The organism is Gymnodinialimonas phycosphaerae, from assembly GCF_019195455.1.
Lineage (GTDB): Bacteria > Pseudomonadota > Alphaproteobacteria > Rhodobacterales > Rhodobacteraceae > Gymnodinialimonas > Gymnodinialimonas phycosphaerae.
This window is the reverse complement of record NZ_JAIMBW010000001.1, coordinates 192795-218139: the sequence shown is the minus strand read 5'-3', so window position 1 is coordinate 218139 and position 25345 is coordinate 192795. Positions and strand designations below refer to the sequence as shown.

Sequence of the window (25345 nt, the reverse complement as noted above, 5' to 3'; positions counted from 1 at the left end):
AGGATCATTGCCAATGGCGCTTGGGTAACCGGCAACGCAAGGTCCCTGGAAAACAAGATCAATGCCAGAAAAGGCAAGAGCGCGGACAAGTAACGCAGAAACTGAATCTCGAAAATCAGTCGGATCCAAGTCGAGAGTGCGGCCCCTCTTGGCAGGATCTGAACGCGCCCAATGACCTTCTTGGGCAGCGATCGCGTTTCAAGCACCGAGGGGTTTAGGACGGTCTCTGGACTCAGGATGATCATCAAGGCTTTCCACGTGACGGATGAGAAGACGGTAGTGCTTCTTCGTCGATTTCCCAGTTCTCAGAGATGCGGCCAAACCTCATTTGATTGCGTAGTTGCGCCTCTTTTCGCCTTGAAAGGTCGGCTCTGGTACGTGGTTTCCGACCATCAGAAACGCGTCCAGAACGAACGCAAAGGAGGGCCTGTGGACAGATGAATGGATGTTTCAAAAAGACATCTTTTGCCGGCTAGAAGCTGCAAAAGCGAGAAAATTCATGGCAAATAGGAAAGCATTCTTGAGATCGCGACAGTCGGTGAATCCGAATAACTCACAAACTTATCCACATCAGCGCTCCCTATCGCCTTGGGTATGCCCTTGCCAGACCCCAGGTTGACGGACAATCTGCCCTCAATCGGGGATAATGAATGTCAAACGCCTTCGTCATTCGGAATGCAACCCTGCTGCAAGGGGAGGCTCAGGTCCGTGCCGACCTCGCCGTTGCGGACGGGAAACTGACGGCAATTGGACCAAACCTTCCGGATCTGGGCAAAAATATTGACGCCGAGGGGATGATCGCGACGCCCGGCGGGGTCGATCCCCATGCCCATATCGAGCAGCGATCTGGCATGGGCTTGATGAATGCGGACACCTTCGAGACCGCAACGCGGTCAGCCGCTCTTGGCGGAACCACGAGTGTTATTTCCTTCGCGGCACAGGCAAAAGGGCAGCGTTTGCAAGATGTTGTGGATGATTACGCGGCCTGCGCAACGCGCGGCGCGATGATCGACTATGCCATCCACCTCAGCCTCTCAGACCCGAGCGTGCCGCGGTTCGAGGATGATCTGCGCACCCTCATCGCGGCAGGCCACCGATCCGTAAAGGTTTTCACCACCTACGACATCGCACTTTCTGAAGACCAGATCGAACGGATTCTGCAGATGACCGGCCCAGCGGGTGCCTTGACATGCATTCATGCTGAAGACGATACGACTTTAAGGTCCGCCCGCAATGAATTGCTTTCATTGGGAAAGATTTCTCCAAAGCACCATGCTTTGGCACGACCGGAAATTGCCGAGAAACGCGCCGTCGCGCGGATCTGCACCATGGCTGAGCGGATCAATGCACCGGTCATGATCTTTCATGTCTCCTGCGCTTCGGCCGCCCGAGAGGTCTTGGCAGCCCGCAGCAGGGGCGCTCCGATCAAGGCAGAGACCTGCCCTCACTACCTGTTCATGACAGCCGAGGTTCTCGACAAACCGGGTGTGGAAGGCGCGAAATGGATGTGCTCTCCCCCGCAACGCAGCAAGCAGGATCAGGAAGCACTTTGGACCGCATTGGGCAACGGAACGCTGGACGTCATCTCATCAGATCACGCTCCTTACAGATTTGATAATACGGGGAAATTACACAATGGGCCGACTCCGGCATTTCCCGATATCGCCAACGGGCTTCCCGGCCTCGAAACGCGAATGCCCTTGATGTTTGATGCAATCATCAACCGGTCCAAGTTGCCGCAAACCGCGTTTGAGACCCTTACTGCGACTGCCGCCGCAGACATCTACGGGCTGCCTGGCAAGGGACGCCTTGTTCCCGGCGCCGATGCAGACATCGTGTTGTGGGATCCGACCAGGACACATACCTATGGGGCGGACGACTTGCACGACAATGTCGGCTACAATCCCTATGAAGGTCACTGCGTAACCGGTTGGCCCGTCGATGTTTTTCTGCGTGGAAATCGGATCGTTACAGATGGAAAACTCACTACTGACCCCGGCCAAGGCCGCTGGATTGATCGGAGCCCCTGAATGACGCAACGCCCTGACGCCGCCAATGAACTGGCCATCACTTTCCTCTACTACAAGGATCTGGCTCGAGCGGAGGCGTTCTATCGTGATGTGATGGGATTCCCCCTCGTGATCGACCAGCGCGGCCTCGCCAAGATCATGCGGGTTTGTCCCGGCGCCCATATCGGCCTCGTGGACGAGGCCCACGGCATGCACAAATGGGCCGAAACGCGTCCAGTGCAGTTTTGCGTTCGCGTCCCTGATGTGGACGCCTGGTACAGCTACATCCAGACCCAAGGCGTTGAAAACCTGAGTGAAATGTTTGTGAACGATGCCATTGGCATCCGGGCCTTCGTGTTTGACGACCCCGAGGGCTATCAGCTGGAAATCCAGACTGCCACGCGGCCGGGCGCCTGACCTGACATGGACGAGAAACAAAACCTTTACGTGATCAACCCAAACTCTTCCGAGGCTGTCACTCTCGGGATTCAAGCGGCCGTCGCGCCTTTGGAAAGCATGGGGCGCATTATCTGCCTCACCAACCCCCTTGGGCCCAAAGGCATCGAAAGCCAGGCGCAGGCGGATCAGACAATCCCGCAGACCCTCGCCCTCGCCGCACAGGTCGAGGAGCAGGCAACCGCGTTCGTGATCGCTTGCTTCGGCGATCCGGGCCTACATGCGCTGCGGGACCAGACCGCAAAGCCTGTCCTGGGCATTCAGGAAAGCGCCATCATGACGGCCCTGACCCTTGGCCAACGCTTTGGGATCATTGCGATTTTGCCGACGTCTATTCCACGCCACTTGCGCAGTATCGGGGCCATGGGCGTGCAAAGCCGCCTTGCGGGTGATCGCGCGTTAAACCTTGGTGTCGCCGACCTGCAAGATGCGGGCAAGACACAGGAGCGGATGATACAAGTCGGTCGCGACCTGATCGAGAAGGACGGCGCAGACGTCTTGATCATGGGCTGCGCTGGCATGGCACGCTTTCGCTTGCCCCTGGAGGAGGCGCTTGGCGTCCCGGTGGTGGAGCCCTGCCAAGCCGCCGTCGCCATGGCTCTGCCCCGTATCCCTTTGAAACAATACCATAAAGTCGGAGACCGACATGCTTGATGAGACCACCTCCGGCGTTTTCACCATCGTGGCGACGCCCTTTTTGCCCGACGGCGCACTGGATCTGGATAGCATCGACACCATGGTCGATTTTTATGCCAACACGGGCGCCACGGGCATTACGATCCTCGGCATCATGGGAGAGGCCGGCAAGCTTTCCGCAGCTGAGTCTGAGGCCGTCATTCACCGGGTTGCGGCCCGAACCCGCATGCCCGTGATCGTCGGCGTTTCCGCCCCCGGCCTTTCCGCGATCCAAGCCCTCAGCGCCACGGCGATGGACAACGGCGCAGCGGGTGTCATGGTTGCCCCGCCAAAAACCTTACGCACTGATGATCAAATTATCTCTTATTTCCAACTGGTTGCCGAAACGCTTGGCCCCACCCCCTGGGTCTTGCAAGACTTCCCCCTCGACACGGGTGTGCAGATCACGCCCCGGGTACTGCGGACCATTTTCGACACCTGCCCCACTTGTAAAATGCTCAAGCACGAGGATTGGCCAGGGTTGGAGAAGATCACCGCCCTTCGCACCCAAGAAGCCGAAGGCGCGCGCAGGATGTCGATCCTTTGTGGCAATGGGGGCCAGTTCCTGTTCGAAGAAATGCAGCGCGGTGCGGACGGCGCGATGACCGGTTTCGCCTACCCCGAGATGATGCGTGACATCACTGCACTGACCCTAACAGACCCGGCCCACGCGCGGGACATCTTCGACGCATACCTGCCGCTGATCCGCTACGAATGCCAGCCCGGCATGGGTCTTGCGGTTCGAAAGCACATCCTCGCAAAACGCGGTGCGATTGCCCACGCCACCGTGCGCAAACCTGGCCTCGTCATGAGTGACACCACCATTCGAGAGATCGACGCGTTGATCGAGCGCCAAGAGGCGCGGCTTTCCGCCTTGTGACGCCCCGATAATTCAAACGCCTCTTCCGGCCCGCGCTGTTTCCGCCTAAACCGTTGCGAAATCGCCCGAGAGGAGCGCCACGATGACCACGCCCCGGTTCGCGATTGCGATCCCCATGCTGAATGAGGCCGAAACGGTGCCGCATTTGCTTGGTGCTTGCGTGGCAGCGGCTGAGCCGCTCGGCGCGTTCGAGATTTGCGTGACCGATGACGGATCCACCGATGGCACGGCGACCGCCCTGCGCGCGTTCGGCGCGGCCCATCCGCAGGCGAACCTGACGATCCTCACGCATCCGCGACCGGCCGGGCAATCGGCGGCGGTGCACGCGGCAGTGCGCGCCGCCCGCGCGCCGATCATCGCGACGTTGGACGGCGACGGCCAGAACCCGCCAGAGGAACTGCCCAAGCTGTTGAACGCGTTGTTGGACGGGCCCGAAAGCCTGGGCCTCGTGGCCGGCCAGCGCGTGAAACGCGATGATCCGCTACCCAAACGTCTCGCATCGCGGGCGGCCAATGCGATCCGGGGCGTCTTGCTGAAAGACGGCACGCGGGACACCGGCTGCGGGTTGAAGGCGTATCGCCGGGATGCCTATCTTGCCCTGCCCTATTTCGACCATATGCATCGCTATCTACCCGCGCTTTTTCAACGAGATGGCTGGCAGATCGCCCATGTCGACGTGGCCCATAGACCGCGTGTGGCGGGGGCGTCGAAATATACCAACCTCGGCCGCGCCATCGTCGGGTTTTTCGACTTGATGGGTGTCGCCTGGTTGATCCGTCGCCGTCGCAAGGTCTTGCCGAAAGAGACCGACATCTCGCGACCGGAGGAACGCTGACCATGGAAGATTGGCTCTTCGGTTTCTTGAACATCGACAATTGGTTCGAATTCTGGTGGGTCGCGCTTGGCTTCCTTGCTCAAGGCATTTTCGCGTCGCGCTTCATCGTTCAATGGATCGCCTCTGAGAAAGCGGGGCGGTCCTATGTCCCCGTCGCGTTCTGGTATTTGTCGATAAGCGGCGGCCTGTTGATGTTGGCCTATGCGATATACCGCCAAGACCCTGTCTTCATCCTCGGCCAATCCACTGGCGTCATCGTTTACGCCCGCAACCTGGTATTGATCCACCGCAACAAACACGCCGGGCCTGATGACGCGGTACACGACCAGACATGAATGATCTGACAGCCCGCGTTGCACCGCTTTTGGTGCTGATTCTGGCGCTTGCAAGCTTCGGGGTGGGGCTGGCAGAGCTTCCGGTCCAGGACCGTGACGAGGCGCGGTTTGCGCAGTCCGCACGGCAAATGGCGGCGACGGGCGATCTGATCGACATGCGCGTGCAAGAGGCCCCGCGCCACAACAAGCCAGCTCTTATCTATTGGGCGCAAACGGCCGCGATTTGGATCACGGGTGTCTCGGGTGAGACACCGATCTGGGTGCACCGCTTGCCGTCTTATCTGGCAGGGGCGTTATCGGCCTTGGCGTTGATCTGGGCTGGAACGCCCGTTGTCGGACGACGCGCCGCGGTGATCGCGGGGGTGATCTGCGCGACAGTCTACATGATGCACGCCGAGGCGCGGACCGCCAAGACCGACGCAGCCTTGGTCCTTTCGGTGATCCTTACCATGGGCGCCCTCGGCCGTGCGTGGCTCGACATGGCTCGTCCCTGGTTAACGCCGTTAACCTTTTGGACGGGGCTGGCGGCGGGCTTCCTGCTGAAGGGCCCAATGGTTGTCCTACCCGTCGTGGGCGCGATGGTGTGGATTGCACTTCAGTATCGAAACCTCACCTGGCTGACCCGCCTGCGCCCCCTGCCCGGCCTTGCCCTTTTCATGGCCCTCGTCGCCCCGTGGTTTATCGCCATCAGTATTGTCACCGACGGCGCATTCTGGAGCGCGTCCCTTGGCGGCGACCTGAGCGACAAGATCACCGCCGGGGGCGAGCATGCCGCCTCCCCTCCTGGCCTTTACCTGATCACGATCTGGCTGACGTTCTTCCCGTGGAGCCTTTTGATTCCAATGGCGCTTTCCTTCGCATGGGCCACCCGCAAGGACCCGAAAACAGCGCTGCTTCTGGGCTGGCTTATCCCCGGCTGGATTGTGTTCGAGGCGGTGCCCGTCAAGCTGATCCACTACACGCTCCCCCTCTATCCCGCCCTCATGTTGCTGTGTGGCGCAGCACTGGTGCGCCTTACGAAAGCGGAGATGCCATTCAGCCGCTGGGGCGCCGCTGTAGGGACCGTCGGCTGGACGCTCGCCCTCGTGTTCTTCAGCGTCGTGGCGGTCGCCGCCCCGGTGGCTTACGGCCCGGCGGAGCCGATTCACATCCCATCGGTCGTCGGGGCGACAGCGTTCGTGTTGGCGGGCCTCACCGGCGTCACGCTGTTGTGGAGGGGCGCAGTGGCCAAGGCGGTCGCGGCAATGGCGCTCTGCGGCGTAGCGATGGGCTGGACTTTGACCGCCGTCAGTCTGCCCGCTGCCCGTGACTTCTGGATCGCGGACCGTCTGGTCGAAGCTTCCGCGCGGTATAGCTGTGTCGAGGGCCCCATCGCGCTGGCGGGATATGCCGAACCCTCCGCCGTCTTCCGCCTCGGCACCGACACGATCCTGACCGATGCCGAAGGTGCGCTGGCCTACCTGGCCGAAGCGCCGAACCGCGCCGCCTGGATCTCGCCCGCGTTGATCCCCGGCGCAGAAAACGCTTTCTCAAACGTGCCTCAAATCACGGGGATCTCCATCGGCAATTTTCGGCCCGTCACCTTGCGCCTCTACGTTTCCCCGGGCGTCTCGGCTGAAACCCTTCCCTGCGGGCCTTGAGCACCCTTTTCTGCCGAGCACGTCGCATAATGGCCAGAAGGGCGTCGCAAACGCTCTGGACAGAACTGTCCAATCCTTCCTACGCTCCGTGAAGTCACGTCCACCTTTCGGAGACCCGCCCCATGAAATCCCACTATCGTGCCGTCGTCATCGGGGGGGGCGTTGTTGGATCCTCCGTCCTCTATCATCTGGCGAAATTCGGTTGGAAAGACGTGTGCATGCTGGAGCGGAGCGTACTGACCGCAGGCTCCAGCTGGCACGCAGCCGGCGGCATCCATGCGTTGAACGCGGACCCCAACATGGCGGCGCTGCAAGCCTACACCATTGATTTATTGTCGGAAATTGAAGCCGAGTCCGGCCAGAACATTGGCCTGCACATGACCGGCGGCCTGACGCTTGCGGGCACACCGGAACGTTGGGAATGGCTGCAATCGGCTTATCGCACGTTTCAGGCGATCGGAATCACCGACTGCCATCTCATGACCCCTAAAGAGGCGCAAGAAGCCTGTCCGATCATGTCCACCGACGGCGTCATCGGCGCGTTGTGGGCCGACCGGGAGGGGTATGTAGATACCACCGGCACCGTCCACGCTTACGCCACCGCCGCCAAGATGCGCGGCGCGGAATACTATGAACACACCAAGGTGGAAGAGCTGATCCAGACAAAAGACGGCTGGAAAGTTGTGACCGACAAGGGCGTCATCACCTGCGAACACGTGGTTAACGCGGGCGGCCTTTGGGCAAAGCAATTGGGCCGCATGGCGGGCATCGAGCTGCCCGTCAGCCCGCTGAAACATCACTATCTGATCTCGGACACGATCCCCGAATTGGCGGCGCTGGACTTCGAGGTTCCCATGACCGTGGACCTGGAAGGGTTCACGTACATGCGGCAGGATCAAAAGGGTTTGCTACTGGGAATATATGAGGTTGACCATGAACACTGGGCCATGGACGGCGCGCCTTGGGACTACGGGATGGAGCTGTTCCAGGAGCAAACCGACCGCATTGAGAATGAGCTGATCCTGGGGTTCGAACGCTATCCCGCGCTGCAAACCACGGGCGTGAAGACCTGGGTGAACGGTGCCTTCACCTTTTCACCCGATGGCAACCCGTTGGTGGGTCCGGTTAACGGCGTTAATGGGTACTGGTGCGCCTGTGCCGTGATGGCCGGATTCCTTCAAGGCGGGGGCGTCGGCAAGTCGCTGGCCGAATGGATGATCCACGGCGAGACCGAGGCCGACACTTATTCCATGGATGTCGCGCGCTACGGCACGTTCGCGGAAAACCGCGAATACATCCGCCAGACCACAGGTCAGTTCTACTCGCGCCGCTTCGTGATGTCCTACCCGAACGAACAGTTGCCCGCAGGCCGCCCCTTGAAGCGCGCTTCGGCCTACGAGGGCATGACGGCGGCGGGCTGCCGCTGGGGCCAATCCTGGGATCTGGAGGTGCCGCTGTACTTCGCGCCCTCCGAGGAGTTCGTGGAAAACCTGACCCTCAAGCGGTCCAACGCCCATGACATCGTGGCCGAGGAATGCCGCGTCGTGCGCGAAGGCGTGGCGCTTCTGGACATCACGGGCTTTTCCCGGTTCGAGGTCTCCGGCCCCGAGGCCGAGCCTTGGCTGAACACTTTGATGGCCTGCAGATTGCCAAAACCCGGCCGGGCAAAACTGGCGCCGATGCTCGCGGAAAGTGGCCGTCTCATGGGCGATCTGACGATGTTCAACTGGGGCGACGGCACCTGGTGGATCATGGGCAGCTACTACCTGCGCGCGTGGCACATGCGGTGGTTCAACGACCATCTGATTAACGGCGTTAACGTTCGTGACCTTGGCGAAGAGATTTGCGGCTTCGCCCTCGCCGGGCCGAAATCGAAGGACGTGATCGACAAGTTGGTACACGGCGGAGTCGATCTTCCTTTCATGGGGTGCGCGCGAATGGACGTGGGTTTGCTGCAAACCAATGTCGCGCGGATGAGCGTTACGGGGGAGCGCGGCTATGAGATCAATTGCCGCTACGGCGACCACATCAGCTTGCGCCACATGCTGCTTGAGGCTGGCGCCGAAGCAGGCATCAAAGAGGTCGGATTCAATGCGCTTCTCTCCACCCGCTTGGAGAAGTCCTTCGGCATCTGGTCGGCGGAATTCACCCAAGGCTACACGCCGGCGCAAACCGGCATGGACCGCTGGATCGACTGGGAGAAAGACTTCATCGGCAAGGCGGGCGCGGTCGCGGAACGGGACGGCAACGGGCCGGATCAGAGGATCGTAACCCTGGAAATCGACAGCGAGGGCGCGGACCCCATCGGCTATGAGCCTGTATGGCAAAACGGCGAAATGGTAGGGTTTGTCACCTCCGGTGGCTACGGTCATACGGTCCAGAAATCCCTTGCTATGGCAATGGTTAGCGCGGACGCCGCCAGCGAGGGGACAGCCTTGACCGTCCATGTCGTGGGCGTCGAACGGGGGGCGAAAGTCATCCCCGCCTCGCCCTATGATCCGGCTGGCAAAGCGATGCGGGGATGAGCCAACCCACGCGGAATCGCGGACGCAACCGCGCGGGGCCGCGTCCCTCGGCGCGCGTCACCAACTATGGCCAGCTGCGTAACCCCTTCCCATCAATGGACGTCTTCTCGGCGGACCGGATCGAGGCGATGCACGAGGCCGCGTTGGACATTCTGGAGCGTCTCGGCATGAGGGTCTTGCTGCCGGAGGCGCAAGCGATTTTCGCGGCAGGCGGCGCGATCGTGAAGGACGAAATGGTTCGTATCGGGCGCGATATGGTGGCCGCTGCCGTCGCCTCTGCACCCACCCGGATCGAGGGGCGCGCGGGCGTCGCCCATCGCGATATCGTGCTGGAATTGGGGTCGCTGGTCTTTCAGCCCGGCGCGGGCGCCCCCCATGCGACCGACGAGATCCGCGGGCGTCGTCCCGGCTGTGCACGCGACTTCAAGGAGTTAATCCAGTTAACCCATCACTTCGACGTCTTCCAAATGCTCCCCCCTCTCGTGGAGCCGCAAGACGTCGCCACCAACATCCGCCACTATTTCACGCTGGAAGCCCAGTTGACGCACAGCGACAAATTTCCATTCATTTTCTCACGCGGTACGCCGCAAGTGATGGACAGCTTCGAGATGCTGCGTGATTTCCGCGGCCTTACGGACGAGGCGTTCTCAGACCAGCCAAGGTGTTACACGATCATCAACACCAATTCCCCGCGCACGTTGGACATTCCGATGGCCCAAGGACTGATCGACTTCGCGCGGGCAGGCCAGATCTCGATCGTCACGCCCTTCACGCTTATGGGGGCCATGGCGCCGATCACGGTTGCAGGCGCAATCACGCTTTCCCACGCCGAGGCCTTAGCCGCGATAACCTTAACGCAGTTAACCAAACCCGGCGCGCCGGTGTGCTACGGCACCTTCACGTCCAACGTCGACATGAAGTCCGGTGCGCCAGCTTTTGGCACGCCATCGCATTTCCAAGCCTCCCTGGCGGCGGGCCAATTGGCCCGCTTCCTCGGCCTGCCGTGGCGGTCGGCGGCGGGGTCCGCCGCCAACCTGAACGACGTGCAAGCCGCCAATGAAAATCAATTCGGCCTCTGGGGCTGCCTCATGGCGGGGGCCACGATCGTCATCCATTCTGCCGGTTGGCTCGAAGGTGGGCTCAGCGTCAGCTATGAAAAACTGATCACCGACGCTGAAGTCCTGAACATGGTGGCCGAGCTTTGCGCGGGCGCCGAGGCGAATGATGCGGAGATCGGTCTCGACGCCATCGCAGAGACTGCTCCAAGCGGCCATTTCTTCGCGACCGCTCAAACCATGGCCCGGTTCCAAACCGAATTCTACGAGCCCATCATCCATGATTATGCCAACTTCGGCACCTGGACGGAGCGTGGCGCGAAGGACGCCTCCAACCGCGCTCGGGACGTGTGGCAAGGCATCCTGGCCGATCCGAAAGGCCCAAAGGTCGACCCCGACCGGCTTGACGCGCTACAAGCCGATATTGCCCGCCGCACCCAGCGCGGCGGCGCTCTGCCGGAGAGCTGAACATGCGTACCGTCCCGCCGCTACACCGAGACGACCCAGGCAAAGATCCACTTGTCGGCCATGTCAAAGTCACCCGTGAGGATTGGCTGAACGCGGCACGCGACGTGCTGGTCAACGCGGGCGTGGCACAGGTCAAGATCGCGGCGCTGGCGACGCGTCTCGGAGTCTCAAGATCTTCATTCTATTGGTATTTTAGTGATCGGGATAAGTTGCTTAGCGCTTTGCTTCAGGATTGGCAGACGCGCAACACGCGCTCCATCATCGACCATTGCGCGCGGCCGTCGCGGTCCATTGCGCAGGCGCTATGCAACTTTTTCCGGTGCTTTGTGGACTCGAGCCACTTCGACCCCGGCCTTGATTTCGCCATCCGTGAATGGGCCCGCCGCGATAAAGGCGTACGCGACGCAATCGACGCTGCCGACACCGCCCGCCTTGAAGCCATTCGCGCCATGTTTGACCGCCATGACTACCCCAATGGCGAGGCTGAAGCCCGCGCGCGCATCCTCTATTTCATGCAGTTGGGCTATCACGCGTTGGACCTGCATGAAGACATCGACACACGCATGTCCCGCGTCGCCGCCTACATCGATGGTTTCACAGGTCAAACCGCTGATCCTGCCGATATTGCGGAGTTCATCACATACGTTAATGGCCTTAACCAATGAAGCGGCATTCAGCTTTCACCCTTGCGCAACAGGCGCTGCGCGGCCACAAGGACTGGCCGCAGACCTGGGCCAAGGGCACCCTGAAGCCCAAGTACGATGCGGTGGTCATCGGCGGCGGCGGTCATGGTCTTGCAACCGCCTATTACCTTGCAAAGACCCACGGGATCACTCGCGTGGCGGTGCTTGAGAAGGGCTGGATCGGCGGCGGCAACACGGGGCGCAACACCACCGTGATCCGCTCAAACTACTTTTATCCCGAAAGCGTCGCGCTCTATGATCTGGCCCTCCGACTCTATGAAGGGCTGAGCCGCGAGCTGAATTACAACATCATGCTCAGCCAACGCGGGATGCTGATCGCCGCCCACACACCCGCCCAGATGGAGATCTGCGCCCGTATCGCCAATGCGATGCAAATCAATGGCGTCGATGGCCGATTGATGGATGCCCAAGAGGCCACAAGACGCGTACCGCTTGCGAACCAATCCGCCGACGCACGTTACAGACTTACGGGCGGAATCTGGCAAGATCGCGCAGGGGTAGCACGCCACGACGCCGTCGCCTGGGGCTACGCACGGGCCGCCAGCGCCCTTGGCGTCGATATCATCGAGAATTGTGAAGTCATTGATATCATTGTGGAAGCGGGGTGCGTTACAGGAGTTGAGACAACCCACGGCCGCGTCAAGACCAGTGCCTTGGGTCTGGCCACGGCGGGCGCCACGACAGGGCTGACCGCGCCGCACGGCATCTCGCTGCCGATCCAGACCTATGCGTTGCAGGCCTTCGTGTCCGAGCCGGTCAAACCCGTGCTCGACACAGTATTGCTCTACCTTGGCACCGGCACCTATCTGAGCCAATCGGACAAGGGGGAATTGGTTATCGGCGGTGGCCTCGACCGAGTGCCGACCCATGGGAAAACCGGAAACCTGCCGATGCAGGAACAGATCATCTCTGGCCTTTTGGAGATGTTTCCCGCCTTCGGTCAGCTGAAACTGCTGCGCCAATGGGCTGGCGTCGTGGATGTGGTGCCCGATAGCTCTCCAATCCTCGGGCCTGCCGGGCCGAAGGGCCTCTTCCTCAACTGCGGTTGGGGGACGGGCGGGTTCAAGGCGATCCCCGCGGGCGGCACCTTGCTGGCGCATATGCTCGCAACAGGCGGTCACCACGACATCTCGCGGCCCTTCGACCTGACCCGGTTCATCACCGGCCGCTTGATTGACGAGGCCGCTGGCAGCGGCATCGCGCATTAGGAGGGACCATGCAACTATTCCCCTGCCCCTTCTGCGGCCTTCGCGCCGAGGCCGAATTCCACTTTGCCACCACGGCAGGCCGCGCTCGCCCCGAAGGCGCGCCGGATGACGTGGCGTGGGCGCGTTACCTTTACGGGGAAGACGCCCCAAAAGGTCTGACGACAGAAATCTGGCTGCACACGACCTGTGGCGAATACTTCCTACTGACACGCAATTCGTTAACGCGATTAATCACCGGGTCGGAGGCGTTGCGATGACCGGTTGGCGCCACCCCACTCTCGGCTCCGAGATTGACCGCACAAAGCCCTTGCGCGCAAAGGTGGATTGGGAAGTTATCGATGGCTTCCAGGGCGATACCCTCGCCTCTGCCCTCCTCGCCTCTGGTCCCCGAACCATCGCGCGCAGCTTCAAGTACCATCGCCCTCGCGGCGTGATGGGCTTCGGCGCAGAAGAGCCGAACGCCCTTTTTGACGTCACCCGGAACGGCACGACGACACCCAACGCCCGCGCCACACTGGTACCACTGACCGACGGCCTCAAAGCCCGCGCCGTCAATGCGCAGCCTACGGCCCAAAAAGACCGCGCTCGATGGCTTGATCTGCTGCACCGCGCGATCCCCGCCGGGTTCTACTACAAGACCTTCATTGCAGGGGGCTGGCACCTCTACGAGCCGCGCATCCGCAAGATGGCGGGCCTTGGGCAATTGGATCCGACCACCACACCCCACGCTGACACCCCCATCCGCCACGCACGCTGCGACACGCTGGTGATCGGCGGCGGCGTGGCCGGCCTCATGGCGGCAAGGACGGCCCTTGAGACGGGAGGGACGGTATGGCTGATCGAGCAATCCCGCCACCTGGGCGGCACGCTGCGGTGGCGTGGAGGTGAGGTTGATGGCCAAGCCTGGCCGGATTTCGTGGAAGACACCCGCAAGGCGATCCTCGCTTCAGGTGGACGGATCCTTATCAATACAAATGCCTGGGGCGCTTTCGACCACGGCCTCATCGCCGCTTATCAGAGGTATGTGACGGATATCCACTGGCAGATCCGTCCGCTGAACACAGTGCTGGCAACCGGCGCGACCGAGCGCCCGCTTTGGCCTGCGGGCAATGACATTCCCGGTGTGATCTTGGCCGAAGCCGCCCATCACTACCTTATGCTCTACGGCGCTGTCGTCGGCCGCCGCATCCTTCTTGCCACCGGATCAGACGCCAGCTACGCCACGGCGGCAGCCTTGGCCGAGGCTGGCGCAGATGTGACGCTGGCCGACCGCAGGGCCAAGACCCCACCCGCGCCAGAAGGCGTCCTCCTTCTGAAATCGCAACAGTTACAATCGGTTCAAGGGCGGACCGAGATGTTCGGCGCCACCTTCAACGATACTTTCCTGACAGCTGACACCCTGCTGATGTCCGGCGGGTGGACCCCGTCAGTTCAGCTTCATTGCCAATCCGGCGGCAAGCTGGATTGGGATGCCGACAAAGATGCCCTCGTCCCACGCCCCGGCACCGGGCACATGCGCGTTGTCGGGGCTGCGAACGGCACGTTCGGTCTTGCCGCGACACTTATTGAGGCGGGCCTGCCCCCCCAAACTGGCCCTGATTGGCATTGGGAAACTGCCCGCCCCAACCCCCTGATCAAAGGCCGCGTCTGGATTGATTTCCAAAACGATGTGACCTTGAAAGATGTCACCTTGGCCGCGCGCGAGGGCTTTACATCGGTCGAGCATCTGAAGCGCTACACAACCCTTGGCATGGCCACGGATCAAGGCCGAACATCCAATTTCGCGGGCCTCGCGGCCATGTCTGAAGCCACCGACCGCACGATTCCAGAAACCGGCACGACCACCTTTCGCCCCCCGGTCCAACCCATCCCCTTCACGGTCATCGCGGGCCGCAGACGGGGCGATTTGTTCAATCCCCTCAAGCGTTTGACCTTGGAGGGCCAGCACAAGTCCCGCGGCGCGCAGTTCCGGGAATACGGTGGCTGGCTACGCCCCTCCGCTTACGGAGACGATGAAAGATCCTCCGCCCAGACAGAAGCGAAGGTAGCCCGAGAAACCGTCGGGATTTACGACGCCTCCCCCCTCGGCAAGCTCGACGTCATTGGTCCCGGCGCCGCTGCGCTGCTGGATTTCGCCTTCTACACACGCCTCTCCACCCTCAAACCGGGCCGAGCGCGCTACGCCTTGATGCTGCGCGAAAACGGGATCGTCTTTGACGACGGCGTGGTGATGCGCGTGGCAGAGGATCACTATGTCGTCTCGGCCTCGTCCTCCCACGCTGAGGCGGTGCGCTTTGTGCTGGAAGACCCCCGCCAAGACCGCTTCGATCCAGGCCGGGTCGCAATCCATGACGTGACACAAGCCTGGACCACGTTGACCGTCACCGGCCCCCGCGCAAAGGCGCTTCTGGACGCCGCAGGCCTGCCCGTCGATTGTCCTGCCATGGGCCTAACGCGGTCCACCTGGAACGACATGCCCGTGCGCATCGCGCGGATCAGCTTAACGGGCGACATCTCTTTCGAAGTGTCGGTGCCCACGTCTGACGGTGCCGCACTTCACGCCGCGTTGGAGGCGGCGCGCATCAAGGTTGGCGGGCATTGGATTGGGCTGGAGGCCGTCATGATCTTGCGAGCCGAGAAAGGGTATATCGTGGTCGGGAAAGATACCGATGGGTCGACCATGCCGCACGATCTGGGTTGGGGCGGGCCACGCTTGAAGCGCTCGGATGCGTATCTAGGAAAACAATCCCTCTTTACCGAGGCCGCAACAGCTTTGGACAGGCGGCAGTTGATAGGCTTGGAAAGCGCCGAGGTGCTGGCGACGGGCGCGCATTTGGTGCCGTTGGACGGGCCGCGCCGCTCACTCGGCTTTGTGACGTCAAGCTACATGAGCCCAAATCTGAACCGTCCCATCGCGCTGGCAATGGTGGAGGCCGGCCACGGCTCGGAGGTAGGCATTTTCCATGACGGCACGGTCACCCGCGCCCGCGTCACACCCGCCTGCGCCTTCGATCCGAAAGGAGAGCGGCTATGATGTCCGAGCGGGAATGGACGGATAATCGGTTGATCGAAGGGGCCGCCCTTGAACATGCGGGGCTGATGATCCGGCGAGCCGTCACAGAGGCCGCCTGCCTGATTTCTGGAAACCTTGCCAAAGGGCTAGAAGCTTGCTCGCCAATATCCCAGATGGTCGGGCTGTACCAACTCCGCCGGGCCCATGACGGTATTCGCATCGCCCGGGATCGGGCGCTTCTGGTAGGTGTTGCGGGCCCTGAGGGCTGGCACGACGGCTACGCCTGCAGCCCGGCAACGGGCCTTTACACGCGGTTTGACCTGTCAGGCCCCGCACTGGACGACGCTTTGGCCGAGGGCACGAGCGCGGACCTGGCAGACGGATCGCCTTCTGCCGCTGTGCTTTTCGCAGGGCTTACCTGCCTGCTTACCCGCAATGAGACCGGCGCCGAACTATGGGTCGAGACCGCCTTCACGACCTATATGACAACGTGGTTCGCGCGCCGTCAGTAGGGTGTCTTGACCGGGTCAAACCGGTCCAACGGCTGCGCGGCAATCTTGCGGAGCACGTCGATCACCCCATCAACGTAGTGCGCGGCAGTCACACGACCCTTCTCGGCGGTGGCCAGGTGCGCCTCTCCGGCGACGCCGTCGGGGTTCACATCCGAAGCGATCCAACCGTGCGCGATGGGGCCAACGGGCGGGATCTCTCCCTGGCTGTGGGTCCAGCGGAAATCATGGGCCTTTGACATATCCACCGTGTCGGGCCGGAAATGCAGCATCAGCGACGTCTCATTGTCGCCTCCATGGATGCCTTGGGCCGCCTCCTGCGCCGAGTATACGCCCTCGGGCGCGCCGCCTGCCCCCCACCCCATGCGCACGCAGTACATGCCCGCACGCACACGCAGTTCACGCGAAACGATTGAAATCAAATCCATATTGCCACCATGGGAATTCACGATAAGCATCTTCCGCACGCCCGCGCGCGCCACGGACAGTCCGATCTCTACCCAGGCCTTCATCGCCGTCTCGGCGGTCAGGGTCAGTGTCCCAGGGGCCCACAGATGCTCGTTCGACTTGCCGATGGCTTGTAGGGGCAGAAGCCGCATATCAAGCGCATCAGGGCATCGCGCCACCAACTCGTCGCAGAGGCCCTGGTTGATCATCGTGTCGACACCCACGGGCAGGTGCGGCCCGTGCTGCTCGACGGCGGCGACAGGCAGCACCGCAATCGTCCTGTCGGGGTCTATGCGCAGGTCAGGAGCGGGATAGTCGATCCAATAGCGGCTCATTGGGCGGGCGCTCCTTCCGGGTTGGTCGAGGGCCCGATGAGTTTATCGGTCTTGGTGGCGACCGTCACGAGGTGCTTTTTCAGCGCCTCTGGCCCTGCGCTGTCCATCAGGTAAGTGGCCGCAAAGACCTTCTTCGCACGGGGCTTCAACAAGAAGCCCACCCCACGCAGCAATGTGCGACGGCCCGGCGCACCGACCAGGCGCGTCAACCACCAAGACGCGCCGCAGGTGGTAAAAACACCCATCCTTTCAATGTGGTGAAGGCCGGGGCGGATGGTCTCTCCCTCCGATTTCGGCATCAGAAAGGCGACCTCAGGCAACAGCACGCGGTCCAACCAACCCTTCAACATTGCGGGCAAACCGTACCACCAGGTGGGGTAGATGAAGATCAGCGTATCGCACCATTCGAGGTCCGTAACATGATCTTCGACGGGCGCCCGATTGGCGGGCGCGTCGAGATAATCGGTCCATTCGGACGGGGTCAGGACGGGCTGGAACCCTTCGGCATAGAGGTCTCGCACCCGCGTATGCGCGCCTGACGATTGCAATCGATCCAGCACCGTGTCGCGGACAGCAGAGGCGAAAGAGCCCTCTTTCGGATGACAATAGACGACCAACGCGCGCATTCAAAATGCCTCCATCTCGCGGGTGACGCGGGCCAGGAACGCGTCGCAGCCCGCCGGGGTGATATTATTCATGTCGTATTGAACAATATAGCGGGTTTTCTCGGGTCGCAGCGTGCCGAACACCACGCGCTTGACCAGTTTCCTGGGCGGATCTCCGGCCAGGAATGCGCGCCACGGTGTGCTGCCATAGGTGGTCACGGCGGCGAGTTTGCGGATGTTCTTCAGGCAAGGCGTCAGCTTTCCGTCTTGAAGGTCGAATGACACACCCGGCAGCATGACCCGGTCAAACCAACCCTTCAGGATTGCGGGGTAGCCAAAGTTCCAAACCGGGAAACAAAGGACGAGCGCATCAGCGGCACGCAAACGGTCGACATAGCCTTGCACCTGCGCCGTATTGGTGGCGGTGTCATGGTAGCCACGCCGCTCTTCAGCGCTGAGGACGGGGTCGAAATGTTCTGCGTAAAGGTCGCAATCATCGACCTCCCACCCCTTATGATTAAGGGCGCTGATCACTGCCTTGTGCGCCGCCCCACCCAAGCTTTCAGGCACGGGATGGGCGTAGATGACCAGCGCCTTCGCCATTCATTCCGCCGCCGGTTTGGCCTGCAATCCTGGCCAGGCATACATCTGGTCGAAGCTATAATCCGGGTCATCCCAAGAGATCATCTTGCCGGGATTGAGCAAGCCTTTGGGATCCGCCTCGCGCTTGAAATCCAGTTGGCGGGCGTCGACGGCCTGGCGCCCACCTTCCTCCAACGTGTAGCGGTGCGGGTTGAAATTCATGGCGCCGTTGGCCTCATGCAGGGCGATGATCTCATCAAGACGCGCCTCGGATTGGAACTTCACCAGGGTCAGACCAGCCATCGCGATGCGACCATTTTGGCGCATGACTTCAATGTGTTGCAGGCACTCGGGGCTAAGTTCATCGCGCATTTTCCTGGCAAGGGCGACAGGATCGTCGGTGCCGTAGGCGATCTGAAGATAGGTGATGGACGGGTCGACTTTGAGGGCACGCAGAGTGGTGTGGTTCCAGCCGTATTCGAAGACGTGGCCGGGGTCCTTGCGCCAATCGCTCTTGTCACTGCGGTAGATCGGGCGCGCCGCGTAGCCGGCGGTAAACGTCTCCCACCCCGGCATCCCGTGGGGGGCCACCATAAGGGCAACAAGGGCATCACCCTGGGTGACGTGGGGGGCGATCCGTTGGAAGTAGTCCTTTGCGATCGGGGCCTCGAACACCGTTGCAAGCTTGATCAGAATGCCGTCGCACGACGCCAGATCGTAGGAGTATTGCAGCGCCTCGTCGAAGCTGTCAAAGGCCACGAACACGCCGATCCAATCATAGGCGGGGGCCAGCGGAATCTCGATTTCCGTGATGATCCCGTTGGTGCCGTAGGCATGGGAGACGCGGTGCAGATCGTCGCCGCTGATATCGAGGACGCGCGGTTCCTCCTCCATCGTGACGACGCGCAGGCGGATGATGTTACCGGGATCACGCAGCGCGCCCCAACGAACAGAGCCCACCCCGCCTGAGCCGCCGGCGATGAAACCACCGATGGTGGCCGTCGCCCATGTGCTTGAGAACATGCGAACTTCCTGGCCCGAGTCGGCGATGCACGCGGCATCCAGATCTTTCAGCAGGCACCCGGGCTCGACCACCACGCGCCCTGGCGCGATTTCCTTGACAGCATTCATCTTATGCAGATGCAACACGCAACCACCCGCAAGCGGCATCGCCTGGCCGTAGTTTCCAGTCCCCGTTCCGCGTGTGGTGACGGGGACGTCGTGGGCATAGCAGGTACGCAAGATATCGATGACCTGCGCCTCAGTTTGGGGCGTAGCGACGAAATCGGCGACGACATGGTCAAGACGGTCCTTCAAGACCGGCGAATACCAAAAGAAGTCACGGGATTTCGATTTGACGGAGGCCGCGTTGAGGTCGACGTCGATGTCGGCCGCTTGCAGGGCCTCAATGGCTGCTTGAATGTTCATTTTGCCTCCATCAAGTGGTCTAGTTCTGCGTAGTCGGGAAGTGTTCGATCGATCTGAACGCCGCCGCGGATGACAATTCGGTCGGCCTGCGGACGCGAGAAAAGCTCGGTCCATTCGCGGGCGCGGCAAATCACCAGATCGGCAGGGGCACCGGGTGCAAGTGATGGCACAGGCATGCCGCAAGCGCGTGCGGGGTTGCCCAAGAAAGCATGGGTCCAATCGTCGTCGGAATGGTCCAGATGGCCAATGCGCGTGGCCTCGCGCATCACCTCGATCACGTCCATATCGCCGTACGCATAGAAGGGATCGCGGGTGTTGTCGGAGGCGAAACTGACGTTGATGCCGCGCGCCTTCATCTCATGCACCAGGGTGATGCCACGGTTGCGCGGCGTACACGCGCCAATGCGGTCTTGCAGGTACATGTTGCACATCGGCAAGCTGACAACGTCCATGCCCGCTTGCGCCACAAGATCAAGGGTCGCCATGGCGGTGGCTTCGGGCATCACCGAAAGTGAGCAAAGGTGCCCCACGGTAGTCTTGCCTTCGAAACCGGTCTCCAAAGCGATCTCGGCGATATCCTTAAGTGTATTAACATTTGCGTCCATCGTCTCATCGACGTGGAAGTCGAGGTTCATTCCACGCCTGGCGGCGGCATCGAAATAGGTCATCAGCCAGTCACGCAGGTCCGGCTCGGGATAGGTAACGGCCCCAAGAATGCCATTGTGGGCGGCGACCAGATCAGCGCAATCGGCAACGGCGGCGGGATCGGCCGCCATATCGATGCCCGTCAAAACGGCGGCTTGCAGGTCAATTCGGCCAGCCCAGTCGGCACGGATCTGGGCGAAGACATCCCAGCTGATGCGGGCGTCATCGGTTTCACCGAAGTAGTCCAGATGTGTGCGGATCGCGCGGGTGCCATGGGCGTAAGCGCACTTGAGGCTGAAATCCATCCGGGGCGGCAGATCAGTCGCGTCCCAACGACCTGGCTTGTCGTCTCGCACCGCCTCCAGCGCGCCCATGAAGGTGCCATCGGGATTGGGGGAGCGGGGCCAGATGTGGCCTTTGTCCAGATGTGTGTGCATATCGACGAAGCAGGGAAACACCATGGCACCGCCCATATCCACAGGCGTGCCACCGTCTGGTGCGATTACGCCGTCGACGATGCTGACGGACGTGCGCACCAGCCCCGATTGCCCGATCAGGCAACCGGGAAGGGTCACGTTTTCAAGGCGGATACTGCCGGAGGGCAGCGTCTTGAAGTCCATACTCATTCTCTTTTTAACGCGGATTCATGCCACTTTCGCAGCGCCAGATGCGAGATCAGCGAGGTTGCTGCGTAGATCACGACACCCGTGACCGCGATCAGGATGAGGGCGGCGAACATTCGAGGGATGTTGAGGCGGTATCCCGCCTCCAGAATACGGAAGGCAAGGCCCGAGGCGAGGCCACCAGACCCCGCGACATACTCCGCCACTACGGCGCCGATCAGGGCAAGCCCCCCGGCAATTTTCAAGCCGCCAAGAAAGTAGGGCAGTGCCGAGGGCAATTGCAGATGGATCAACCGCTGCCAGCGGCTGGCACGGTAAATTCTGAACAAATCTCGCAAGTTGTGGTCTGCCGACTTCAACCCAAGCGTCGTGTTCGCAAGCACAGGGAAGAACGCCACGATCCACGCGCAAAGTAAAAGGCCGACGAGGCGGCTTTCGATATAGATGAAGATCAGCGGCGCGATTGAGACGATGGGCGTGACCTGAAGGATCACCGCGAAGGGCGAAAACGACATCTCCGCGAACTTCGACTGGGCAAACAGGATCGCAAGCCCGACGCCGCCCACAATGGCGATCAAGAGCGCCAGAAAAGTGATCCTGAGGGTCACCAGAAGCGCCGGGAACAGGATTTCACGATCGGTCCAAAGTGTCTCCAACACCAGGCCGGGGCCGGGCAGCACGTAGTGGGGGATCTCGTTGACCACGACCACGCGGTGCCAAGCGTAAATCGCGATGGCCATGACCACGAGCGGGATAACCCAGCGCGCAATGGCCTCGGTCTTCTTGCGGCGCGCGATCCGCTCTTCTTCGGCATCGAAAAGCGGGCCCCGATCCTGTGCGGGGTTCTGTTCGGTGACAGCCATCAGTGCGCGTCCTCCACCATGGTGGTTTGCAACGTATCGGAAGTTTCGCGTGCAAGGCGCGCGTATTCCGGAGAGGTGCGCCAGTCGAGTCCTCGGGGGTAGGCCTCGGGAACCGCGATTTCAGCGATCACGCGGCCCGGACGGGCGGCCATCACGAGGATGCGGTCAGAGAGGAAGACACTCTCAAACACCGAATGGGTCACGAAAATCACTGTCGCATTGGTCTTGGCCTTCAAGGCCAATAGATCGTCGTTTAGCTTTTGGCGGGTGATTTCATCGAGGGCGGCGAAAGGCTCGTCCATCAGAATCAGGCGCGGGTTGGTCACCAGCGCGCGGGCGATAGAGACGCGCATCTTCATGCCGCCCGACAGCTCTCTTGGATAGCGATCCTCAAAACCGGTAAGGTCTACAAGCGCCAGCGCTTCGCGGATCTGCTCACGGCACGAGGCCAGCGATTTGCCGCGCAGCCGAAACGGCAGCCAGACGTTTTTTTCGACCGTGGCCCAGGGCATCAAGGTGGGTTCCTGGAATACGACGCCAAGATCATCGACGCTGGCGTCGCCTTCCCATGTGATGCGCCCCAGCGTCGGCCGCATAAGGCCTGAAATCAGACGAAGGGCAGTGGATTTGCCACAGCCCGACGGCCCCAGAAGCGAGATGAAATCGCCTTGCCGAACCTCCATCGACATGCGCCGCAGCGCCACGACATTGCCGGTAAAGGTTTTGTCGACCTCCTGCATGCGCAGGATCGTGGGCCGGTCGAATGTGGGGGAGGGCGCTGGCGCTGTCACGGATATAGACTTGATCTCAATAGGAAAATCCCCGCGCGATGAATGCCGCGCGGGGTCATTGCGCGCCGCTCAGGGGCGCAGTTCGAGGCCAAGACCCTGATTTACGAACTCGGTCGTGTAAGCGCCCGAAATGTCGAGCCCAGCGGGCACGACGCCCGAGTCGACCATGGACGCGTAGAAATCGGCCATCCGCTCGTCCGTCATGGCGCCGATGCCCAATTCCAGGGTGTCGCCGCTGTCGACGATGCCGTTCTCAAGCATTGCGGCGACGGCGTAGTCGATCGCCTCCTGCGTCATGTCGGGATTGGCCTCCATAATCAGCGCGTTTGCCGCCGTTCGATCGCCGTACATGTAGTTGTACCACCCAAGGATGGAGCCGTTGACAAAGCATTCCACGACCTCTGGGCGTTCCTCGACAGTCGCGGCAACGGTCTGGATCGTGGTGGAATAGGCGCCGAAACCGGCATCGGCGATCAGGTAGACGTCGGGTGCCCATCCTGTCTCGCGCTCTACCGCGAAGGGCTCGGACGAGAGGTAGCCTTGCTGCGCGGCGTCCTCGTTCACGAGGAAGGGCGCGGAGTTGAAGGTGTAGGTCTGGCGCTGGTCATCGGTGAAGCCGTAGGCCGAGCGCATCCATTCATAATAGGGCGCGCCGTCCTGAACGATCATCGTCAGCTCCGTCATTTCGGCGAAAGACGACACGCGGCCCGGGTGGGTGATCAACACCTGTGGGTCCTTCTGGAACGAGGCCATGACGTTGACCAGCGGCAGATCCTCGGCCACGCCGAAGAGCACATCCAAAGTGCCGCCCATGTAGAAATCGATCCGGCCCGCCAACATCAGCGCGGTATTGTTCACCTGTGGGCCGCCGGGCACGATCGTCACATCGAGGCCGCATTCGGCGTAGGTGCCATCGGCCACGGATTGGTAGAACCCGCCGTGTTCGGCCTGAGCGACCCAGTTTGTGCCAAAGGACACGGGCGTCAGATGCCCGTCCGCCAAAGCGGGCGTTGTGGCAAGGACGCTGGCAGCAAAAAGGCTGGCGGTCTTGGTGGTGCGGTTGGTCATGGATTCCCCCTGTTACGGCTCCGGCTCAGTTGGACAATCGAGACGGAGCAGCAGCAAGACATGGGCCTGTCAGAGCCCCTATTCCGGGGTATCTGCACATTTCTTGTGCACTGATTACGCGCTATGATGAAAACGATAGCATGACCCGGCGGTATTCCAAGCGGGAATTGCCTGCGCCCGTTCCAGCGCGTTTAGCTGGGATGAGCCAACTGGAGGACCTCAGATGCGCATGCTTGCCCCCCCCACCATCGCCGCGCCGTTTGCGCGCTACGCCCATGGGGTCGAGGTGCCCGCGGGACACCGCTGGGTGGCGACGTCGGGGCAGTTGCCCCTGGCCGCAGACGGCACCGTGCCCGAAGGCGCAAAGGCGCAAGGGACGCTGTGTTTCGCCAACTGCGCCGCGATTCTGGCCGAGGCTGGAATGGGCCCAGAAGATGTGATCCGCGTCAACGCCTTCGTGACGGACCGCGCCCACATGGCGGGCTACATGGCCGCGCGGGACGCGTGGTTGCAGGGGGTGACACGGCTTCCGGCCTCTACCCTTGTGATCGTGTCGGGCTTCACACGGCCCGAGTTCTTTGTCGAGGTGGAGGTAACGGCCGCTAAAGCGTAACGCGTTGGCCCGTCCGAATGCTTTCATCGGCGGCGAGGCAAATCGCGAGCGATCGCACGGCGTCCTCCATATGGCGCTCAAGGTCGAGATCCTCGACAATGGCGCGCCGCAGGAAAGCTTGCTCTGCATCGCACAGCGCCTGGTGGCCGGGTTCATCGGCAAACTCGATCATCCGGTCATCGCCGGGGCGATGCACCAGAACGCCGCCCACCTTTGTGTGCCCATCAATATCCGCGCTGTCTGCCTTGTCGCCCTCGGTGATCGACACGGCGCCGTTTGGGCTGATCACATCTTTCACGAAGAACGCTGTTTCCGACATCATCGGGCCCCAGCCTGCCTCGTACCAACCGACGGACCCATCGTCGAAAAACACTTGAAACTGCCCGTAGTTGTACATGTCGGGCGATATCTCATCGCTCAGGCGCAGGCCCATGCCATGCACGGCCACGGGCTTGGCGTCGGTAATCTGGCACCAGACATCGACGTAATGTACGCCACAATCGACGATCGGCGAGGTCGTCTCCATCAGGGCCTTGTGGGTGTCCCAGGCCGCGCCTGTCGATTGCTGGTTCAGGTTCATGCGAAAGACATAGGGGCCGCCCAAGACGCGGGCCTCTTCAATCAAGCGCATCCAACTGGGGTGGTGACGCAGAATGTAGCCAACGACCAGTTTCCTGCCTGTTTCTTGCGCCACGGCTACGACGTGCTTGGCATCCGCGACATTGGTCGCGAGGGGCTTTTCCACGAAAACGTGAGCGCCCGCGCGCATCGCGCGCACAGCCAGTTCCGCGTGGCTATCGGAATAGGTGGCAATCACTACAAGATCGGGCTTCAAGGCCAATGCCTCCGACACCGTCGGGATCATCGGATAAGCGTGCAGTTCTTCCGGCAGATCACGTGGAGATCGATTGACGAGGCCAATGATCTCTACCCCCGGTGCCGCGTGGTGGGCCAGTGCATGGCTTTGCCCCATGCCGCCCAACCCGATGATCACTACGCGCATGCGTTCTTCCCTTCCAAAGCCGCCGTTGGG

At 61.5% G+C, this 25345-nt stretch carries 24 protein-coding genes; 15 read left to right on the top strand and 9 right to left on the bottom strand.

Features of this window, described 5'->3' with window-relative positions; all coding sequences use genetic code 11:
* Positions 1-650 precede the first annotated feature (650 nt).
* The 14 genes from hydA to KUL25_RS01025 all read left to right on the top strand — a co-directional run bounded on the left by hydA (position 651) and on the right by KUL25_RS01025 (position 16315).
* On the top strand, positions 651-2030 hold the full coding sequence (gene hydA / locus KUL25_RS01090; RefSeq protein WP_257891236.1) for a dihydropyrimidinase: 1380 nt from the start codon (positions 651-653) through the stop codon (positions 2028-2030).
* A complete protein-coding gene (locus KUL25_RS01085; RefSeq protein WP_257891235.1) occupies positions 2031-2426 on the top strand; it encodes a VOC family protein in 396 nt (131 codons plus the stop codon).
* 6 nt (positions 2427-2432) lie between these two features.
* Positions 2433-3119, top strand: a complete 687-nt coding sequence (locus KUL25_RS01080) for an aspartate/glutamate racemase family protein (RefSeq protein WP_257891234.1) — start codon at positions 2433-2435, stop codon at positions 3117-3119.
* Positions 3112-4020 carry a dihydrodipicolinate synthase family protein gene (locus tag KUL25_RS01075; RefSeq protein WP_257891233.1) on the top strand — a complete coding sequence of 303 codons (909 nt, stop codon included), beginning with the start codon at positions 3112-3114 and terminating at the stop codon, positions 4018-4020. Before KUL25_RS01080 ends, KUL25_RS01075 begins: the two co-directional genes overlap by 8 nt.
* Positions 4021-4102: 82 nt before the next feature.
* The gene (locus KUL25_RS01070; RefSeq protein ID WP_257891232.1) at positions 4103-4855 is read left to right on the top strand and encodes a glycosyltransferase family 2 protein; all 753 of its coding nucleotides are present in this window, start codon (positions 4103-4105) and stop codon (positions 4853-4855) included.
* A 2-nt stretch (positions 4856-4857) separates the two neighbouring features.
* Positions 4858-5190, top strand: a complete 333-nt coding sequence (locus KUL25_RS01065; RefSeq protein ID WP_257891231.1) for a lipid-A-disaccharide synthase N-terminal domain-containing protein — start codon at positions 4858-4860, stop codon at positions 5188-5190.
* Positions 5187-6830, top strand: a complete 1644-nt coding sequence (locus tag KUL25_RS01060; RefSeq protein ID WP_257891230.1) for an ArnT family glycosyltransferase — start codon at positions 5187-5189, stop codon at positions 6828-6830. The genes KUL25_RS01065 and KUL25_RS01060 overlap by 4 nt, the downstream gene beginning before the upstream one ends.
* Positions 6831-6952: 122 nt before the next feature.
* Positions 6953-9355: a GcvT family protein gene (locus KUL25_RS01055; protein WP_257891229.1), complete on the top strand. Its 2403-nt coding sequence runs from the start codon at positions 6953-6955 to the stop codon at positions 9353-9355.
* Complete coding sequence (locus KUL25_RS01050; RefSeq protein WP_257891228.1) at positions 9352-10878, top strand: trimethylamine methyltransferase family protein; 1527 nt, start codon at positions 9352-9354, stop codon at positions 10876-10878. Before KUL25_RS01055 ends, KUL25_RS01050 begins: the two co-directional genes overlap by 4 nt.
* 2 nt (positions 10879-10880) lie before the next feature.
* A complete protein-coding gene (locus KUL25_RS01045; protein WP_257891227.1) occupies positions 10881-11543 on the top strand; it encodes a TetR/AcrR family transcriptional regulator in 663 nt (220 codons plus the stop codon).
* Positions 11540-12790: a sarcosine oxidase subunit beta family protein gene (locus KUL25_RS01040; RefSeq protein WP_257891226.1), complete on the top strand. Its 1251-nt coding sequence runs from the start codon at positions 11540-11542 to the stop codon at positions 12788-12790. Before KUL25_RS01045 ends, KUL25_RS01040 begins: the two co-directional genes overlap by 4 nt.
* An 8-nt stretch (positions 12791-12798) precedes the next feature.
* Positions 12799-13047, top strand: coding sequence for a sarcosine oxidase subunit delta (locus KUL25_RS01035; protein ID WP_257891225.1), 249 nt, complete (start codon positions 12799-12801; stop codon positions 13045-13047).
* Positions 13044-15824, top strand: coding sequence for a 2Fe-2S iron-sulfur cluster-binding protein (locus KUL25_RS01030; RefSeq protein ID WP_257891224.1), 2781 nt, complete (start codon positions 13044-13046; stop codon positions 15822-15824). Before KUL25_RS01035 ends, KUL25_RS01030 begins: the two co-directional genes overlap by 4 nt.
* Positions 15824-16315, top strand: coding sequence for a hypothetical protein (locus KUL25_RS01025; RefSeq protein ID WP_257891223.1), 492 nt, complete (start codon positions 15824-15826; stop codon positions 16313-16315). The genes KUL25_RS01030 and KUL25_RS01025 overlap by 1 nt, the downstream gene beginning before the upstream one ends.
* On the opposite strand, the gene KUL25_RS01020 is transcribed toward KUL25_RS01025, so the two are convergent.
* From KUL25_RS01020 to KUL25_RS00985, 8 genes are all read right to left on the bottom strand, one after another.
* Positions 16309-17094: a creatininase family protein gene (locus KUL25_RS01020; protein WP_257891222.1), complete on the bottom strand. Its 786-nt coding sequence runs from the start codon at positions 17092-17094 to the stop codon at positions 16309-16311. The two genes, KUL25_RS01025 and KUL25_RS01020, sit on opposite strands and share 7 nt — an antisense overlap.
* Positions 17091-17720 (bottom strand): NAD(P)H-dependent oxidoreductase, encoded by a 630-nt coding sequence (locus KUL25_RS01015; RefSeq protein ID WP_257891221.1) that lies wholly within the window; start codon positions 17718-17720, stop codon positions 17091-17093. Before KUL25_RS01015 ends, KUL25_RS01020 begins: the two co-directional genes overlap by 4 nt.
* Positions 17721-18302, bottom strand: a complete 582-nt coding sequence (locus tag KUL25_RS01010) for an NAD(P)H-dependent oxidoreductase (RefSeq protein ID WP_257891220.1) — start codon at positions 18300-18302, stop codon at positions 17721-17723. It abuts the gene before it with no gap.
* A complete protein-coding gene (locus KUL25_RS01005; protein ID WP_257891219.1) occupies positions 18303-19709 on the bottom strand; it encodes an FAD-binding oxidoreductase in 1407 nt (468 codons plus the stop codon).
* The gene (locus KUL25_RS01000) at positions 19706-20974 is read right to left on the bottom strand and encodes a cytosine deaminase (protein ID WP_257891218.1); all 1269 of its coding nucleotides are present in this window, start codon (positions 20972-20974) and stop codon (positions 19706-19708) included. The genes KUL25_RS01005 and KUL25_RS01000 overlap by 4 nt, the downstream gene beginning before the upstream one ends.
* A gap of 2 nt (positions 20975-20976) precedes the next feature.
* On the bottom strand, positions 20977-21840 hold the full coding sequence (locus tag KUL25_RS00995; RefSeq protein ID WP_257891217.1) for an ABC transporter permease: 864 nt from the start codon (positions 21838-21840) through the stop codon (positions 20977-20979).
* Positions 21840-22580: an ABC transporter ATP-binding protein gene (locus tag KUL25_RS00990; RefSeq protein WP_257894801.1), complete on the bottom strand. Its 741-nt coding sequence runs from the start codon at positions 22578-22580 to the stop codon at positions 21840-21842. Before KUL25_RS00990 ends, KUL25_RS00995 begins: the two co-directional genes overlap by 1 nt.
* 120 nt (positions 22581-22700) lie before the next feature.
* Complete coding sequence (locus KUL25_RS00985) at positions 22701-23699, bottom strand: ABC transporter substrate-binding protein (protein ID WP_257891216.1); 999 nt, start codon at positions 23697-23699, stop codon at positions 22701-22703.
* Between the two features lie 223 nt (positions 23700-23922).
* Between KUL25_RS00985 and KUL25_RS00980 the strand changes: the two genes are divergently transcribed.
* Positions 23923-24312 carry a RidA family protein gene (locus KUL25_RS00980; protein WP_257891215.1) on the top strand — a complete coding sequence of 130 codons (390 nt, stop codon included), beginning with the start codon at positions 23923-23925 and terminating at the stop codon, positions 24310-24312.
* Here the strand turns inward: KUL25_RS00980 and KUL25_RS00975 are convergent.
* Positions 24302-25315 (bottom strand): Gfo/Idh/MocA family protein, encoded by a 1014-nt coding sequence (locus KUL25_RS00975; RefSeq protein WP_257891214.1) that lies wholly within the window; start codon positions 25313-25315, stop codon positions 24302-24304. The two genes, KUL25_RS00980 and KUL25_RS00975, sit on opposite strands and share 11 nt — an antisense overlap.
* Positions 25316-25345 lie beyond the last annotated feature (30 nt).

What these genes read in the sequence shown, in the direction of transcription:
- KUL25_RS00975 (WP_257891214.1), bottom strand. Translation starts at nt 25,315, where the DNA reads ATGCGCGTAGTGATCATCGGGTTGGGCGGCATGGGGCAAAGCCATGCA.
- KUL25_RS01030 (WP_257891224.1), top strand. Translation starts at nt 13,044, where the DNA reads ATGACCGGTTGGCGCCACCCCACTCTCGGCTCCGAGATTGACCGCACA.
- KUL25_RS01005 (WP_257891219.1), bottom strand. Translation starts at nt 19,709, where the DNA reads ATGAACATTCAAGCAGCCATTGAGGCCCTGCAAGCGGCCGACATCGAC.
- KUL25_RS01075 (WP_257891233.1), top strand. Translation starts at nt 3,112, where the DNA reads ATGCTTGATGAGACCACCTCCGGCGTTTTCACCATCGTGGCGACGCCC.
- KUL25_RS01050 (WP_257891228.1), top strand. Translation starts at nt 9,352, where the DNA reads ATGAGCCAACCCACGCGGAATCGCGGACGCAACCGCGCGGGGCCGCGT.
- KUL25_RS01015 (WP_257891221.1), bottom strand. Translation starts at nt 17,720, where the DNA reads ATGCGCGCGTTGGTCGTCTATTGTCATCCGAAAGAGGGCTCTTTCGCC.
- KUL25_RS01035 (WP_257891225.1), top strand. Translation starts at nt 12,799, where the DNA reads ATGCAACTATTCCCCTGCCCCTTCTGCGGCCTTCGCGCCGAGGCCGAA.
- KUL25_RS01070 (WP_257891232.1), top strand. Translation starts at nt 4,103, where the DNA reads ATGACCACGCCCCGGTTCGCGATTGCGATCCCCATGCTGAATGAGGCC.
- hydA (WP_257891236.1), top strand. Translation starts at nt 651, where the DNA reads ATGTCAAACGCCTTCGTCATTCGGAATGCAACCCTGCTGCAAGGGGAG.
- KUL25_RS01085 (WP_257891235.1), top strand. Translation starts at nt 2,031, where the DNA reads ATGACGCAACGCCCTGACGCCGCCAATGAACTGGCCATCACTTTCCTC.
- KUL25_RS00980 (WP_257891215.1), top strand. Translation starts at nt 23,923, where the DNA reads ATGCGCATGCTTGCCCCCCCCACCATCGCCGCGCCGTTTGCGCGCTAC.
- KUL25_RS01010 (WP_257891220.1), bottom strand. Translation starts at nt 18,302, where the DNA reads ATGGCGAAGGCGCTGGTCATCTACGCCCATCCCGTGCCTGAAAGCTTG.
- KUL25_RS01065 (WP_257891231.1), top strand. Translation starts at nt 4,858, where the DNA reads ATGGAAGATTGGCTCTTCGGTTTCTTGAACATCGACAATTGGTTCGAA.
- KUL25_RS01040 (WP_257891226.1), top strand. Translation starts at nt 11,540, where the DNA reads ATGAAGCGGCATTCAGCTTTCACCCTTGCGCAACAGGCGCTGCGCGGC.
- KUL25_RS01080 (WP_257891234.1), top strand. Translation starts at nt 2,433, where the DNA reads ATGGACGAGAAACAAAACCTTTACGTGATCAACCCAAACTCTTCCGAG.
- KUL25_RS00985 (WP_257891216.1), bottom strand. Translation starts at nt 23,699, where the DNA reads ATGACCAACCGCACCACCAAGACCGCCAGCCTTTTTGCTGCCAGCGTC.
- KUL25_RS00990 (WP_257894801.1), bottom strand. Translation starts at nt 22,580, where the DNA reads ATGCAGGAGGTCGACAAAACCTTTACCGGCAATGTCGTGGCGCTGCGG.
- KUL25_RS01025 (WP_257891223.1), top strand. Translation starts at nt 15,824, where the DNA reads ATGTCCGAGCGGGAATGGACGGATAATCGGTTGATCGAAGGGGCCGCC.
- KUL25_RS01060 (WP_257891230.1), top strand. Translation starts at nt 5,187, where the DNA reads ATGAATGATCTGACAGCCCGCGTTGCACCGCTTTTGGTGCTGATTCTG.
- KUL25_RS01045 (WP_257891227.1), top strand. Translation starts at nt 10,881, where the DNA reads ATGCGTACCGTCCCGCCGCTACACCGAGACGACCCAGGCAAAGATCCA.
- KUL25_RS01000 (WP_257891218.1), bottom strand. Translation starts at nt 20,974, where the DNA reads ATGGACTTCAAGACGCTGCCCTCCGGCAGTATCCGCCTTGAAAACGTG.
- KUL25_RS00995 (WP_257891217.1), bottom strand. Translation starts at nt 21,840, where the DNA reads ATGGCTGTCACCGAACAGAACCCCGCACAGGATCGGGGCCCGCTTTTC.
- KUL25_RS01020 (WP_257891222.1), bottom strand. Translation starts at nt 17,094, where the DNA reads ATGAGCCGCTATTGGATCGACTATCCCGCTCCTGACCTGCGCATAGAC.
- KUL25_RS01055 (WP_257891229.1), top strand. Translation starts at nt 6,953, where the DNA reads ATGAAATCCCACTATCGTGCCGTCGTCATCGGGGGGGGCGTTGTTGGA.